At 62.3% G+C, this 15229-nt stretch carries 15 protein-coding genes; 6 read left to right on the top strand and 9 right to left on the bottom strand.

Features of this window, described 5'->3' with window-relative positions; all coding sequences use genetic code 11:
- The first annotated feature begins 54 nt into the window (after positions 1 to 54).
- Positions 55 to 1398, top strand: coding sequence for an NADP-specific glutamate dehydrogenase (gdhA, locus tag HNQ36_RS23025; RefSeq protein WP_184089426.1), 1344 nt, complete (start codon positions 55 to 57; stop codon positions 1396 to 1398).
- 252 nt (positions 1399 to 1650) lie between these two features.
- On the top strand, positions 1651 to 2607 hold the full coding sequence (locus tag HNQ36_RS23020; RefSeq protein ID WP_184089423.1) for a D-2-hydroxyacid dehydrogenase family protein: 957 nt from the start codon (positions 1651 to 1653) through the stop codon (positions 2605 to 2607).
- A 190-nt stretch (positions 2608 to 2797) separates the two neighbouring features.
- Here the strand turns inward: HNQ36_RS23020 and HNQ36_RS23015 are convergent, their stop codons facing one another.
- The 3 genes from HNQ36_RS23015 to HNQ36_RS23005 form a co-directional block, all read right to left on the bottom strand.
- Positions 2798 to 3586 (bottom strand): outer membrane protein, encoded by a 789-nt coding sequence (locus tag HNQ36_RS23015; protein WP_184089420.1) that lies wholly within the window; start codon positions 3584 to 3586, stop codon positions 2798 to 2800.
- A 303-nt stretch (positions 3587 to 3889) separates the two neighbouring features.
- On the bottom strand, positions 3890 to 4666 hold the full coding sequence (locus HNQ36_RS23010) for an outer membrane protein (protein ID WP_184089417.1): 777 nt from the start codon (positions 4664 to 4666) through the stop codon (positions 3890 to 3892).
- A 240-nt stretch (positions 4667 to 4906) separates the two neighbouring features.
- Entirely contained in the window at positions 4907 to 6112 is a 1206-nt protein-coding gene (locus HNQ36_RS23005) for a L,D-transpeptidase (protein WP_184089414.1), read from the bottom strand.
- A 342-nt stretch (positions 6113 to 6454) separates the two neighbouring features.
- On the opposite strand from HNQ36_RS23005, the gene HNQ36_RS23000 reads away from it, so the two are divergent.
- Positions 6455 to 7324 (top strand): hypothetical protein, encoded by an 870-nt coding sequence (locus HNQ36_RS23000; protein WP_184089411.1) that lies wholly within the window; start codon positions 6455 to 6457, stop codon positions 7322 to 7324.
- 9 nt (positions 7325 to 7333) lie between these two features.
- Here the strand turns inward: HNQ36_RS23000 and sseA are convergent, their stop codons facing one another.
- The 3 genes from sseA to HNQ36_RS22985 form a co-directional block, all read right to left on the bottom strand.
- Positions 7334 to 8188, bottom strand: a complete 855-nt coding sequence (gene sseA, locus HNQ36_RS22995) for a 3-mercaptopyruvate sulfurtransferase (protein WP_184089408.1) — start codon at positions 8186 to 8188, stop codon at positions 7334 to 7336.
- A 106-nt stretch (positions 8189 to 8294) separates the two neighbouring features.
- Positions 8295 to 8723 (bottom strand): rhodanese-like domain-containing protein, encoded by a 429-nt coding sequence (locus tag HNQ36_RS22990; protein ID WP_184089405.1) that lies wholly within the window; start codon positions 8721 to 8723, stop codon positions 8295 to 8297.
- A gap of 128 nt (positions 8724 to 8851) precedes the next feature.
- Positions 8852 to 10027, bottom strand: coding sequence for a vWA domain-containing protein (locus HNQ36_RS22985; RefSeq protein ID WP_184089402.1), 1176 nt, complete (start codon positions 10025 to 10027; stop codon positions 8852 to 8854).
- Between the two features lie 307 nt (positions 10028 to 10334).
- Between HNQ36_RS22985 and HNQ36_RS22975 the strand changes: the two genes are divergently transcribed.
- From HNQ36_RS22975 to HNQ36_RS22965, 3 genes are all read left to right on the top strand, one after another.
- Complete coding sequence (locus tag HNQ36_RS22975; RefSeq protein ID WP_184089396.1) at positions 10335 to 10589, top strand: GlsB/YeaQ/YmgE family stress response membrane protein; 255 nt, start codon at positions 10335 to 10337, stop codon at positions 10587 to 10589.
- Positions 10590 to 10714: 125 nt separating this feature from the next.
- On the top strand, positions 10715 to 11557 hold the full coding sequence (locus HNQ36_RS22970) for an AAA family ATPase (protein ID WP_046827359.1): 843 nt from the start codon (positions 10715 to 10717) through the stop codon (positions 11555 to 11557).
- Between the two features lie 236 nt (positions 11558 to 11793).
- A complete protein-coding gene (locus tag HNQ36_RS22965) occupies positions 11794 to 13209 on the top strand; it encodes an alpha/beta fold hydrolase (RefSeq protein WP_184089393.1) in 1416 nt (471 codons plus the stop codon).
- Between the two features lie 23 nt (positions 13210 to 13232).
- On the opposite strand, the gene HNQ36_RS26510 is transcribed toward HNQ36_RS22965, so the two are convergent.
- The 3 genes from HNQ36_RS26510 to HNQ36_RS22955 form a co-directional block, all read right to left on the bottom strand.
- Positions 13233 to 13364: a hypothetical protein gene (locus HNQ36_RS26510; protein ID WP_283814064.1), complete on the bottom strand. Its 132-nt coding sequence runs from the start codon at positions 13362 to 13364 to the stop codon at positions 13233 to 13235.
- Between the two features lie 300 nt (positions 13365 to 13664).
- Complete coding sequence (locus HNQ36_RS22960; RefSeq protein WP_184089390.1) at positions 13665 to 14258, bottom strand: GNAT family N-acetyltransferase; 594 nt, start codon at positions 14256 to 14258, stop codon at positions 13665 to 13667.
- Positions 14259 to 14268: 10 nt separating this feature from the next.
- The gene (locus tag HNQ36_RS22955; RefSeq protein ID WP_184089387.1) at positions 14269 to 15201 is read right to left on the bottom strand and encodes an SMP-30/gluconolactonase/LRE family protein; all 933 of its coding nucleotides are present in this window, start codon (positions 15199 to 15201) and stop codon (positions 14269 to 14271) included.
- Positions 15202 to 15229 lie beyond the last annotated feature (28 nt).

The raw sequence follows: 15229 nt of genomic DNA, 5'->3' as shown, positions 1-15229 counted from the left end.
TCTTCGCCTGCGGTTGCGCGTTGTCGTACCTAAAAACCACAGGTGTAAGATTAAATGCTCGATGAAAAGCTTCAGCCGATTTTCGCTGATGTTCTACGCCGCAATCCAGGCGAAGAGGAATTCCACCAGGCCGTGCGTGAAGTGCTCGACAGCCTCGGAGCCGTCGTCGCCAAGCATCCGCACTACGCAGAGGACGCGCTGATCGAGCGCATCTGCGAACCCGAGCGGCAGATCATTTTCCGCGTGCCATGGGTCGACGACAAAGGCCAGGTCCAGATCAACCGCGGCTTCCGCGTCCAGTTCAATTCGGCGCTCGGCCCGTTCAAGGGCGGCATCCGTTTTCATCCGACCGTCTATCTCGGCACCATCAAGTTTCTCGGCTTCGAGCAGACGTTCAAGAACGCACTGACCGGCATGCCGATCGGCGGCGGCAAGGGCGGCTCGGACTTCGATCCGAAGGGCCGCTCGGCGGGCGAGATCATGCGTTTCTGCCAGTCGTTCGTGACCGAGCTCTATCGCCATCTCGGTGAATACACCGACGTGCCCGCCGGCGACATCGGCGTCGGCCAGCGCGAAATCGGCTACATGTTCGGCCAGTACAAGCGCATCACCAATCGCTACGAATCCGGCGTGCTCACCGGCAAGGGCCTCACATGGGGCGGCTCGCAGGTACGCACCGAGGCCACCGGCTACGGCGCGGTCTATTTCGTCGAGCGCATGCTGCGCACGCGCGGCCAGAGCTTCGACGGCAAGAAGGTGATCGCGTCGGGCGCCGGCAACGTCTCCATCTACACCATGGAGAAGGTGTCCGAACTCGGCGGCCGCGTCATCGCGTGCTCGGATTCCGACGGTTATGTCGTCGATCAGGCCGGCATCGACCTCGATCTTCTCAAGGAGATCAAGGAAATCAAGCGCGGCCGCGTGGCCGATTACGCCAAGGCGCGCGGCAACGGCGCGACCTTCGTTCCCGAAGGCCGCATCTGGGATGTGCCTGCCGATGTGGCAATGCCCTCGGCGACCCAGAACGAACTCAACGGCCAGGACGCGCGCACGCTGGTGAAGAACGGCGTGATCGCGGTCGGCGAAGGCGCCAACATGCCCTCCACGCCGGAAGCGGTGCGGACGTTCCTCGACGCCGGCATTCTGTTTGCACCGGGCAAGGCCGCCAACGCCGGCGGCGTCGCCACCAGCGCACTCGAGATGCAGCAGAACGCATCGCGGGATTCCTGGACGTTCGAGGCGACCGAAGCGCGTCTGGCCACCATCATGCACGGCATCCACGACCGCTGCGCCGAGATGGCCGACACCTACGGCTCGCCGGGCAACTACGTGCTGGGCGCCAACGTGGCGGGCTTCATCCGCGTTGCCGAATCCATGCGCGCGCTGGGCATCGTCTGACGGTCGCTTTCCGAACGGCGCGTCCGGCAAATAAAAAACATGGTCGTCCCGGCGAAAGCCGGGATCCATACTCCCTGTCGTCGATATTGGAGCGACAGGCCCACATCTGTTTTCATAAACAACGCACGGTGGTTATGGATCCCGGCTTTCGCCGGGACGACCTGCGTTGAATAAGGTGCGCTTGCATCAAGCGCGATTGCGCGCAACCATCGATTCCGCTCTCACTCCCGCCCGGACATCGACAAGGCAAAAATGCCCATGCGCTGCGCGATACTCGACGACTATCAGAACGTCGCACTGACATTCGCGGACTGGTCACCGCTCAAGGACCAAGTTGACATCACCGTATTCGACAAGCCGTTCGCCTCATCAGACGAAGCCGTGCGCGCCTTGCAGGATTTCGAGATCGTCTGCGCCATGCGCGAGCGCACGGCTTTTAGCCGCGAGATGCTGACCGCGCTGCCGAAGCTGAAACTGCTTCTGACATCCGGCATGCGCAACGCCGCGTTCGATCTGGAGACCGCGAAAGAGCGCGGCATCGTGGTGTGCGGCACCGGCGGCGTCGGCAACGCCACCGCAGGGCTGACCATCGGCCTGATGCTGGAGCTGACCCGCAAAATCGGTTTCGAGAACGCGCGCATGCACGCGGGCGAGCCGTGGCAGACCACCATGGGGCAGGATGTCGAAGGCATGACGCTCGGTATCGTCGGCCTCGGCAAGCTCGGCACCAAGGTGGCGACGACTGCGAAGGCGCTCGGCATGAAGGTCATTGCCTGGAGCCAGAATCTGACGCCGGAGGCCTGCGCCGCCGCCGGCGTGAGCTACGCCAGCAAGGACGAACTGTTCACGACCGCAGACATCGTCAGCATTCACGTCATCCTCAGCAAGCGTTCGCGCGGGCTCATCACGCGAGAAGATCTCGAACGCATGAAGCCGACCAGCTATCTCGTCAACGCCGCGCGTGGGCCGATCGTGGATGAGGCCGCACTGCTCGATGTGCTTCAACGCAACAAGATCGCGGGCGCGGGCCTCGACACCTTTTCGGTGGAGCCGCTGCCGGTCGATCATCCGCTGCGCAAGCTCGACAACGTGGTGCTGACGCCGCACATCGGTTACGTCACCGAAAACAATTACCGCCGCTACTACGGCGACATGGTCGAGGACATCACGGCGTGGCTCAAGGGCGCGCCGGTACGGGTGATGGGATAACACCAAACCGTCGCATTATCATTCGAGGAACATTCCACATCGTCATTGCGAGCGAAGCGAAGCAATCCAGCCTTAGACAGTACGAACTGGATTGCTTCGTCGCTACGCTCCTCGCAATGACGAACACAACATGTAAAGCCCGGCGCGATGGCCGGGCTTTAGTCTGTTGATGGCAGTCGAGGACGCTAGGTCAGTACTTCGCGACCACCGGGCCACCCCAGTTGAACTTGTAGTTCACACCGACAAGAGCAGTCTGCAGCGTCAGTCGTGTCGCGTTTAGAGTCGGCGTGCCGATATTGCCGGGCGGGTTCACGAACGCAATGTCCGTTCGGCCAAAGTCCATATAGTTGTATTCAACGAACACCGACCAGTTCGGAGCGAACATCCATTCCAGACCGCCGCCAACAGTCCACCCGGCACGATTGCTATGCGCGGTCTCCGACAGGAAGAGAGATGGGATCGTGCCGAAAACCTCGGTGCCGACGCGCGTCCATGCACCGCCGCCCTTGACGTAACCGAGAACCTGCGGCGTGAGCAGGTAGCCCAGGCGAGCGGTAGCGGTATAGACGTCTCTCGTGGTCGTCTGCTGAAACGCCCCAATCGCAGTCACTCGCGGATCAGGGAGAGTATTTTTGCTGTTGATGTCTCCGAAGTCGAACATGCCTTGCACGCCGATGACCCAGTTTCCAGCGAACTGATAGTCGCAGCCGACCTGAACACCGCCAATGACAGCGCTGCCTTCGGAACTGCCGAACGCGAGCGGCGGTACGAACGGAGCGCCCGCAACATTGCTATTGGCTTGTTGTTCAACCCGGTGCCAGCCGCCGCCGACGTTGCCACCGACATAGCAGCCGCTCCAGTTGTAGCTCACGACCGGAGCGACGGGAGCCTTGATGTAGGGCCGGGCCGCAATATCGGCAGCCTGCGTGCCGGTCGCACCGAAAGCGACAACCGCAGCGGCGATCAAAAGCGCCTTCATCAAATCCTCCGAGAAAAACGGCACAAAATATGGCTGGATTTTAGGAAGAGTCGAAAGGCAATGATGTAGCGCGCGGGCCACATCAGGAGTCTTTAGCGGATTGCGACCGGCGCGGGCAGCGGTGGCACAGCCGTCGATCCCCGACCGCCCATCACTGCGGGGGTGGGCGGCGTGATGATGTAATGCCGCGCAAACAAAAAGCTCGGCGGCGCAGACAAGTTTACGCAGTCTGCACAAGGCAGACTGCTATGGCCGGGCTTAAGTTTGAAGAATGGAGAGACAAAAAATGAAGAGATAAAGCGATCAGTACTTGGCGACCACCGGGCCGCCAAATCTGTAGTTGATCCGGCCTGTGATGGTTGAGATGCTCAGATTGTCGCTGAAGTTCTCGGCGCCGAACGGCGCGCCAATCCCTGTCAGATTCCTCCCGGTGAACGATTTGCTGCCGAAGTCCAGGTAGTTGTATTCGACACCGATGCTCCAGTTCCCGGCGAAGCCGTATTCGAGGCCCGCACCCACCACGTAGCCGCTGCGCCAGGTGCTGTTGTCGAGGTGGTTGCCGAAAATGTCGAAGTTCGTGGTCTTCAGGTTGGCGCCGGCATAACCACCCTTGATGTACGGCAGCCAGTTGTTGAAGGCATAGCCGACGCGGCCGGTGACAGTCGCGAACGAGTCGATCTTTGCGCTCAGCCGGTCGGTGACCGGGAAAAAGATGCTGGTGTCGGTGCGCTTGAGGTCGGCGCCGTTGAACTGGCCTTCGAGACCGAACACCCAGTTCGCGCTCTGCCAGTTGTAGCCGAACTGGCCGCCATACACGGCGCCCTCGGGCTCGATGGTCTGGGTCGGACCGAGAGGACTCACCGTACCGGAGGTCCAGAAGCCGCCGAAGCCCGGCACCAAGTCCTGATGCTCCACGCGGCTCCAGCCGTAACCGACGTTGCCGCCAATGTAGAAGCCGGTCCAGTTGTAGACCTGCGCAATCGGAGGCGCCTTGGTGTATGGCCGGGCAGCGATGTCTGCGGCCGAGGCCGAACCTGCGACCAGAATAGACGCCGCAATTGTCAGCAAAACTTTTCGCATAATGCCCCCAGAAAAATTGAGTACGCATCAGGAGAGTAATTGCTCTCCGCCGTCAGATATCAGCACAGCGGGTGAAATATGGCTGTAGCCCGATTACAACATTTGACAGCTTTCCCGTGTCAGGGGTCAGTTTACCCGCACAGGTAGCGAAAAGGACAAGTCCCTGTTCTGAGGTGAATTCCGGCCAACAAAAAGCCCGGCGCGAGGCCGGGCTTGATGCATTCCATCTGAAATCCTGATTTATCGGATCGTGACCGGCGCGGGGAGCGGCGGCACTGCCGTCGGTCCCTGATTGGGCACGCCGATCGGCGCGGGGTTACCCGCCATCGACTGCCCCGCCATGGATTGTCCCGGCTGTCCAGGCGCCGGCTGTGCAGCCGCCGTGACCGGAGGCGCAGGCGGCTTGCCGCCCGGCAACACCACCACGCGGGCGCCGACCTTGGTGCGCTCGAACAGATCGGTGACATCCTCGTTCAGCATGCCGATGCAGCCGGACGAGACGAACTGGCCGATGGTCGACGGCTGGTTGGTGCCGTGGATGCGATAAATGGTCGAACCGAGATACATCGCGCGCGCGCCCATCGGGTTGCCGTCGCCGCCGGCCATGAAGCGCGGCAGGTAAGGCTGGCGCTCGATCATTTCCGTCGGCGGATGCCAATCCGGCCATTCCGCCTTGCGGGTGATCTTCTGCACGCCGGTCCAGGTGAAGCCGTCGCGCCCGACGCGGACGCCGTAGCGGATCGCGCGGCCATTGCCGAGAACGTAATAGAGATGCGTGTTCGGCGTATCGACGATGATGGTGCCGGCAGGCTCCTTGGTCGGATAGTTCACTTCCTGCTTGCGCAGGTTCGGCGGCAATTCCTTGCGCGGGCCGGTTTCGGGCTGTTCTTCCGGCGGCAGCGCCGACAGAACCAACGGCTGTCCGTTCGGACCGACATTGCCCTGCTGGACCGCGCCGGTCGGGCCGCTATCGACTGCGCCCGGCGGACGCGGACGGTCGGCAAAATCGGCGCCCTGCGGCGGACCGCGTTCGGTGTAGATCGGCGCGGGGCCGCGATCGGAAGAGGCTGGCGCAGGCGCCGAATAAACATTCGGCCGGCCATAACGCGGATCGTCCGGCGACATCACCGGGCCGCGCGGGTCCAGTCCGGGCTGCTGATAGCTTTGCTGCTGCGGAGCGGACTGCTGGTAATTCGGCTGCTGCTGATAGCCCGGAGGCGACAGCGCGGTGCCACGGTCATCGCCGTCAAGCCGGTCGAAATCCGGAACCCCGCGGCGGTCATCCTGATAGCCACCCGGCGCGCCGTAGGGCGCGGGCTGGACCGGCTGCGAATAGCCAGGAGGCGGCGGATAGGATTGCGCCAGAGCGACAGGCGCACCCGCCAGACCGGCTACCGCGGAAACCGCAAAAGCCGTTGTGAAAGATTTGGAAAGCCGATTGAACATCATGCCCCTTACTATAGCGCGAACCCGCCACCGTACCGTTAACGGCAGTTCGCGCAGGATAGCGGCGCATTCAAGACAATAATCGAAAAAACGCCTTGGAATGGCTGACTTTTTCGCGAGCTTGCAAGCGGGCAACAGGTTCCGGGCAAAGTCACGGCACACCCCGCTCCGGCCGAACTTTTTTCAGGCAATTTCGTGGCGTGCGGTATCCTTTCTCCAGGCCCTGATTCGAGGCCTTCACTGACGCATCGCGCTCCTGTTTCCGACCCGGTTTCCAGCGTTCGCAAGCGTTCCGTTTTGGCCCGATCACCTTCGCCGTCGCCGAAGGCAGGACACGACAACATGCTTCCCGGCTTTCGAATCCTGTTCGCGACGACCATCCTGGCGATTTCCATCCTGGTGTTCGGCCTCGGCGCCGCTGCGCTGCTGCGCGCCGCACACGAGGAATTCGCCAGCCTGCCGTCGTGGCGGCTGGCGCAACAGCCACCGCTGACGCCGCAGGTGCCGCGGCCTGAAATCACGCCGGTGCTGGCGATGTTGCGGATCGAGGCGCCGGGAACGAAACCGCTTCCCGAAACGCTTCCCCGCGAGGTCGCCCTGCCCCAACTGGCTCCGCAACAACCGGCCGCCAGTCAGTTCATGCCCGTCGAGGCGCAGGACACAAAACCTGCCGAAACGGCGACACCGGACAACGGCAGCGCCGTCAAGGAAGCCGACGAGGCGACGGCCAGCGCGCCTGTGACCGGACAGGTCGCATCCCTGAACGCGCAGGTCACCATCGATGCCCCGGCAAAGCCCGACGCTCCCGTCGAGGAAGCCAATGGTCCTGACGTCAACACGCCTGACATCAAGGTATCCGGCAGCAAGATCCTCGAGCCGGCGCAGCCCGCATTCGCGGAGTTGAAGTCATCCGAGTTGAAGTCTTCGGAGTTGAAGTCTGCGGAGTTGAAGTCTTCGGACCTCAAGCCGTCTCCATCGAAAGCGCCGGTGACTGAAGCCTCGGAGCCTCTTTCGACCGTCGCATCGATAGAACGCTCAACAGAGGCGACCGCCTTCGCCACAGAGCCGAAGCCGGTCGTGAAAAAAGCCCGGCGTCCCAGCGCCCGCGCCATCGCGCAGCGGCGTGAGGCTGCCCGCGCCCTCGCCGAAGAGCGCGCGAAGGCTGAGCAACTGCGGCGGCAACAAAGTGCGTTCCCGCTGTTCGGCGGCTAGCTAGCGCAGCTACGCCGGCCCGGTCGCCACCGGCGGTCCGCCCTGCTCGCCCCACTCCGCCCATGAGCCGTCGTAGAGCGCGGTGTCGGCAATGCCGAGCCGGTACAGCGTCAGCGTCAGCACGCCTGCCGACACGCCCGAGCCGCAACTCGTGACGATGGGTTTGTTGAGATCGACACCCGCGCCGGAAAACGCCGCGCGCAATTCCTCAAGCGGCTTCATCGCGCCGGTGCTGGCATCGAACAGGCCCGCGTAAGGCACGCTTCTCGCGCCCGGAATATGCCCGCCCCGCAGACCCGGACGCGGCTCGGGCACACTTCCCTCGAAACGCGCGCTTGGGCGCGCATCGATCACCTGCTCGGCCTTGCTCTCAAGATTTCCGATCAACTGCTGCATGCCGCGGACACGCTTGGCATCGAACGTCGCCTTGAATGTCGCGGGCTTCGGCTTGACGTCGCCGCTTTCGACCGCACGGCCCTCCGCAAGCCATTTCTTCAGGCCGCCGTCGAGCACGCGGACGTTCGCGTGCCCGAACGACAGGAACATCCACCAGGCGCGCGGGGCCGCGACCCATCCGCCGGCATCGTACAGCACCACGGTGTCATCGTTACCGACGCCGAGCGCGCCGATATCGCGGCCGAATTGTTCGGCGGTCGGAAACATATGCGGCAGCGAGCTTGAGTGATCCGACACCGCATCGACATCGAAAAACACCGCGCCCGGAATGTGCTGCGCCAGATAGTCGTCCTTCGGCAGCGGCAGGATACCGGGAAGCTTGAACGTCGCATCGAGAACCTTCACGCGCGGATCGTTCAGATGCGCGGCAAGCCATTCGGTCGAGACGAGAGGATCGGTTGTGGGCATGTCCATATCCTTGCGGGTGCGCCGTCATTGCGAGGAGCGAAGCGACGAAGCAATCCAGTTCTTCTTGTTGCTTCTGGATTGCTTCGCTTCGCTCGCAATGACGAATTTAATCTTTCTTCTTCGGCTCGACCTTCTCGACCGGGCCGCCGGCGGCCTTCCATGCAGTGAAGCCGCCGCCGAGATGAGCCACGGGAGCAAGTCCCATATCCTGCGCGGTCTTGGCGGCCAGCGCCGAACGCCAGCCCGATGCGCACTGGAATACGAACTTCTTGTTTTCCTGAAACACCGGCTTGGCGTAGGGGCTTTCCGGGTCGATCCAGAATTCCAGCATGCCGCGCGGACAGGAAAATGCACCGGGAATGCGGCCCTCGCGCTCGATCTCGCGCGGATCGCGCAGATCGACGATCACCACTTCGCTCTGCCCGACGCCGCCTTGCGGAAAACGTTCGACGGCTTCAGCCGCATTGATGGTCTCGATCTGGGCGTTGGCCTCGTCGAGGAGTTTCTTGTAGCCGCGGGTAATGGTGGATGGCATTGAGTTCTTCCGTTTCTTCTCGTCATGGCCGGGCTTGTCCCGGCCATCTACGTCTTGCTGGGCCAACCTTAAAGACGTGGATGCCCGGGACAAGCCCGGGCATGACAGAAAATCCAGAAGCCGACGCGTTACCGCGTCAATTCCTTCATCGCGCCTTCCAGTCCCTCAAGGGTCAGCGGGAACATGCGCTCCGAGAACAGACGGCGGATCACGGTGGTGGATTCCGAATAATCCCAGTGCTTGCGCGCGACGGGATTGAGCCAGACCGCGTGCGGATAGGTGCGCGTCACGCGCTCCAGCCACACCGAGCCGGGCTCCTCGTTGACGTGCTCGACCGATCCACCCGGCACCATGATCTCGTACGGCGACATCGACGCGTCGCCGACGAACACAACCTTATAGTCGTGCGGATACTTGTGCAGGATGTCCCAGGTCGGGGTGCGGTCGGTGAAGCGGCGCTTATTGCTCTTCCACACGCCTTCATAGAGGCAGTTGTGGAAGTAGAAATACTCCATGTGCTTGAACTCGGCCTTCGCCGCCGAGAACAGTTCCTCGACCTGCGCGATGTGACCGTCCATCGATCCGCCGATATCGAAAAAGATCAGAACCTTCACCGCATTGCGCCGCTCGGGGCGCATGTGCACGTCGAGATAGCCGTGGTTGGCGGTTTCCCGGATGGTGGTGTCGAGATCGAGTTCGTCAGGCGCACCGGTGCGCGCAAATTTTCGGAGGCGGCGCATCGCCACCTTGATGTTGCGGATGCCGAGTTCGACGTTGCCGTCGAGATCCTTGAACTCGCGCTTGTCCCAGACCTTCACCGCCGAGAAGTTGCGGTTCTTCTCCTGGCCGATGCGGATGCCTTCGGGATTGTAGCCATTCGCGCCGAACGGTGACGTGCCGCCGGTGCCGATCCATTTGCTGCCGCCCTCGTGGCGCTTCTTCTGTTCCTCGAGGCGCTTCTTCAGCGTCTCCATGAGCTTGTCCCAGCCCATAGCCTCGATCTGCTTTTTCTCTTCCTCGGTGAGATATTTCTCGGCGGCCTTGCGCAGCCACTCCGCCGGAATGTCGGCTTTGTCCATGGCGTCGAGCAGGCTTTCCAGCCCCTTGAACACCGTGCCGAACACGCGGTCGAACTTGTCGAGATTGCGCTCGTCCTTCACCAGCGAGGCGCGGGACAGATAATAGAAATGCTCCACGCTCTGATCCGCGAGGTTGGCGTCGAGCGCCTCCATCAGCGTCAGATATTCGCGGAGCGTGACCGGCACCTGCGCGTCGCGCAGCGATGTGAAAAATTGCAGGAACATAGGACTTAGATCGCCTCCGGAGCCGCTTCCGTCAAGTGCGGGCTGTCGCCCTCGCGACGGAACAGAGAGATAAAACTACAGGGTTGCCGGTCAGCCGTCTGCCCGCGCGGGTGAGGAAAACCGCCCTGCAAGGCAGGCCTGCGTTCAAAAACAGCACTGGCGCGGTTTGGATTGATGTGCAAATTCATTTAAACTGTTGTTTGACGCCTCCCGGACCACTCCAGCCGGAGACGGTTCGCGGCGTTCACCGGGACGCGAAACTCTCAGGGATGAGAGTCACTGGCGTTTTAAACAGGGGGTTTGGCTGATGGGCATTGATTCCGTTATCGTCTGGCTGATCGTCGGCGCGATTGCCGGCTGGCTTGCGGGTCTTATCGTCAAGGGTGGCGGCTTCGGCCTGCTCGGCAACATCGTCATCGGCATCATCGGCGCGGTTGTCGCCGGCTGGCTGCTCCCGCAACTCGGCATTCGGCTGGGAACCGGCATCGTCGCCGCGATCATCAATTCCGCAATCGGCGGCGTGATCGTGCTGGTCATCCTCTCATTGATCCGGCGTGCGTGACGATCTAAAGGGCTTTTGGAAGCGACCGCCCATAAAGCGGTCGCTTCTTGTTTGAAACGAAACGGCGGCGGCACTCTCTTTCACAGAACAAACGAACCCAGATAAACTGACCAAGGCAAACTTCGATGAAATTTACCGGCACCAAGAACTATGTCGCCACCGATGACCTCAAGGTCGCGGTCAACGCCTCGATCGTGCTTGAGCGCCCGCTGCTGGTGAAGGGCGAGCCCGGCACCGGCAAGACCGTGCTGGCCGAAGAAGTCGCCAAGGCGCTCGATGCGCCGCTGCTGACCTGGCACATCAAGTCGACCACCAAGGCGCAGCAGGGCCTTTACGAATACGACGCGGTGTCGCGTCTGCGCGACAGCCAGCTCGGCGATCCGCGCGTCTCCGACATTTCGAACTACATCAAGCGCGGCAAGCTGTGGGACGCCTTCACCAGCGAGAAGCGCCCTGTCCTCTTGATCGACGAAATCGACAAGGCCGACATCGAATTCCCGAACGATCTCCTGCTCGAACTCGACCGCATGGAATTCCATGTCTACGAGACCGGCGAGACCATCCGGGCAGCGCAGCGTCCGATCATCATGATCACCTCGAACAACGAGAAGGAACTGCCGGACGCGTTCCTGCGCCGCTGTTTCTTCCACTACATCAAGTTCCCCGACATCGACACCATGAACGCTATCGTGGAAGTCCACTTCCCCGACATCAAGAAGCGGCTGGTGCAGGAAGCCATGAAGATCTTCTTCGAGGTGCGCGACGTGCCGGGCCTGAAGAAGAAGCCTTCGACCTCCGAACTGCTCGACTGGCTCAAGCTGCTGCTCAACGAGGAGATGACGGTGGAGCAGTTGCGCGAACGCGATCCGCGCAAGCTGATCCCGCCGCTGCACGGCGCGCTGCTCAAGAACGAGCAGGACGTACACCTGTTCGAGCGCCTCGCGTTCCTCAGCCGCCGGGAAGTTTAAGTACCATCTCTCAACTGGTCGTCCCGGCGCAGGCCGGGACCCATACTCCCTAAACCATCGTTCAAGATGGACCGCTGAAGCAGCGGACACAGGCATCGCGTCTCAACGCCAACTCAGTGGTTATGGATCCCGGCCTTCGCCGGGACGACCAAGACTCTTCGGAACGCACGCCTTGCCACGCTGGCAACTGCCCCCGAGCCCGCGCTAGACTGGCCGCCTCGGATGCGAGGTGCCGCGTGACCAGAAAGCACGTCGATCGCCGCCTGACAGCCATTCTCGCCGCGGACGTCGCCGGCTACAGCCGGTTGATGGGCGCGGACGAAGAAGGCACCCATGCCCAGTTGAAGGCGCACCGCCACGACCTGATCGACCGGCGGATCAAGAAACATCGCGGGCGCATCATCAATACCGCCGGCGACGGGTTGCTGTCCGAGTTCGCCAGTGCGGTCGAGGCCGTGCGGTGTTCGGTCGAAATCCAGCGCGCGATGGTCGAACGAAACGCAAGCGTTCCAACTGAGAGCCGGCTCGAATTCCGCATCGGCATCAATGTCGGCGATGTGATCGATGACGGCAGCGAAATATTCGGCGACGGCGTCAACGTCGCGGCGCGGCTCGAAAGCATCGCGCCGCGCGGCGGCATCTGTATTTCCCGGCAGGTGCTCGACCAGATCGAGGGCAAGATCAAGCTTCAGTTCCGTGAAATGGGCCGCCAGAACCTGAAGAACATCGCACGGCCGATCGAGGTCTACGCGGTCACCCTCGACGGAGCCGCATCGAAAGCATCGCGCATCCTGACGGATGCGAACCTCAAGCAGGAGATCCGCTACTGCAGGGCAGACGACGGTGTCCGGCTGGCATTCGCAAAGGTCGGCGACGGCCCGCCGTTGCTGCGGACCGCGCACTGGCTGGGACATCTCGAATACGACTGGGAATTGCCGATCTTCCGCCACTTCCTGCTCGAACTGGCATCGACATTCTCGCTTGTGCGCTTCGATGCGCGCGGCAACGGGCTGTCGGATTGGGACGTCGGCAATCTCACGCTCGATACATGGGTCAGCGATATGGAGTGCGTGGCCGACGCGGCCGGGCTTGAGCGGTTTCCGATCCTTGCATTGTCGCAAGGATGCGCCGTGGCCATCGCGTTCGCACTCCAGCATCCGGAACGGGTTTCGCATCTGATCCTGTACGGAGGCTTTGCCGCAGGTGCCTACAAGAGCCCGGACGTGACACCCGCCGCGCTCGAACAGTTCGACGCGATGAAGACACTGATGAAACTCGGTTGGGGCGCGAACGAGCCGACTTTCCGGCAGCTCTTCACGGCGTCGATGATGCCCGAAGCAACACATGAGCAGATCGACGCCTTCAACGAAGCCCAGCGCATCAGCGCTTCAGCGGAATGCGCGGTGCGATACCTCGACACTGTTGCCAACTTTGACGTCCGGCACCTGCTGCCGCAGATCAAGGTGCCCACTCTCGTCATGCATGTCCGCAACGACCGCAGGGTGCCGATTGCGTCAAGCCGCGAGCTTGCAGCGGGCATCCCCGGAGCACGTTTCGTCACGCTGCCGGGCAAGAACCATATCCCGCTCGAGCAGGATCCCGGCACGCCGATCTTTCTCGACGAGATCCGCCGGTTTCTCGGCAAGGCCTAGCGCCCTCGCCGGTTGTATTCGCGTCACGGCCCCGTGCGCGTTATGCCGCGGCGGGCCCGTGCCCTGCGCATGATCGATATCTGGGACCGTACACCGTAGCCGATGCCGAAACCGGCGACGAACACCAAGGCGAGAACGAAGAAAGCTTCGGACATGGTTGCCTCATATGAGAGGATCGCCGAGCGCAGTATGCCGCCCGACGATCCCGTCTGCTATCGACGGACATGGGCAATTGTCCGCGATCAGACGTTAGCCCGCCTGTTCTCGCGCGCAACGACAGCCGCGTTTAAACCTTAATAGGCGCTGCGCGGGTTAATTCTGGAACCAAAGTCAAGGAACGTCATCCTGAGGTGCGCGCTCTTGCGCGCCGCGAAGGATGACGCGTGTGGGATGAAGGTCATCCTTCGAGGCTCGCCAAAGATGGCTCGCACCTCAGGATGACGCATCTCGCCTGACTATCGCGCCTTCTCGTGCAACTGATAGGTCAGATGCGCCTTCACCGTCGGCCATTCCGACCCGATGATGCTGTAGACAACCGTGTCGCGCAGCGTGCCGTTCGGCGCGACCTGATGGTTGCGCAGGATGCCGTCGAGCTTGGCGCCCAGCCGCTCGATCCCGCGCCGCGACTGGTGATTGAAGAAATGCGTGCGGAACTCCACCGCGATGCAGTTCAGCTTTTCGAACGCATGGGTGAGCAGCAGCAGCTTGCACTGGGTGTTGAGCGGCGTGCGCTGGACGCGCTGCGCGTACCAGGTCGAGCCGATCTCGACGCGCCGGTTGGCCGCATCGACATTCATATAGGTGGTCATGCCGGCGATCTTGCCGGCGGTATCCTTCACCGTGAACGGCAGCATCGCGCCGGACGTCTGCAAACCAAGACGCCGGGCGATCTCCGCGTCCATGGTCTCCGGCGCAGGAATGGACGTGTACCAGAGCTTCCACAGTTCGCCGTCCTTCACCGCCTCGACGAGACCATCCTTGTGATCCCGCGACAGCGGCTCCAGCCGCGCATGCGGCCCCTCAAGGGTCGTCGGCTCAAGCCACGTCATCGAGATGCCCTTACTTGTTCAGGAAGTTCAGCGGCAGGCCGCCGCGCGGCCAGTCCATCGCCACCAGTTCGCCCTTGCCGGACAGCGTGATGTAGGCGGTCTTCAGTTCAGACCCGCCGAACGCGATGTTGGTGGTGACGTTGTCGCCGGTCGGCACCTGCTCGACCAGCTTGCCGTCCGGCGCGATCACCGAGATGCAGCCCGAGATCAGCGTCGCGACGCAGACATTGCCCGAGGCTTCGACGCCGAGGGAGTCGAACATCTGGTAACCACCGAGACCCGCGATGGGCTTGCCCATTTCGCCGCGGTAGATCACCGGACCCTGCTTGATCTCGCCGGGATTGCCGATGTCGAACGCCCACAGCCGCGCGGTCGGCGTTTCGGCGACATAGACAGTCTTCTCGTCCGGCGACAGACCGACGCCGTTGGCCGGCAGCAGCGGATGCACCGCCTCGATCAGTTCGGTGCCATTCGGCTTCATGTAGTAAAGCGCGCCGACATCCATGTCGCGGGCGCGGCGTTTGCCGAGATCCGTGAACCAGAGCCCGCCCTGCCTGTCGAACACCAGATCGTTCGGCCCCTTCAGGGGATGCTCGCCGCAATGGGTGAACAGCGTCTCGATTGTGCCGTTTGAGAGATCGACACGCTGCAACGAGCCGCCGATATATTCCGACGGCCGTGGCGCGCCGGGCATCATCGCGCCACGCGGACCGGGCGCCCATGAGAAGCCGCCGTTGTTGCAGAGGTACATCTTGCCGTCCGGACCCAGCGCCGCGCCATTCGGCCCGCCGGGGATCTTCGCGATGATCTCCTTGCGCCCGTCGGGATAAACGCGGGTCAATGTCTGGCGGCGGATTTCCACCAGCACCACCGAGCCATCGGGCATCACCACCGGCCCTTCGGGAAATTCGAGACCGGTTGCGATGACACGGACGTTTGACATGAAGATCTCCCAACAAGTGTTTTTGATT

Source organism: Afipia massiliensis (assembly GCF_014203115.1).
Lineage (GTDB): Bacteria > Pseudomonadota > Alphaproteobacteria > Rhizobiales > Xanthobacteraceae > Afipia > Afipia massiliensis.
Note: the sequence above shows the minus strand (reverse complement) of the source record. Positions and strands in the feature narration are given on the sequence as shown.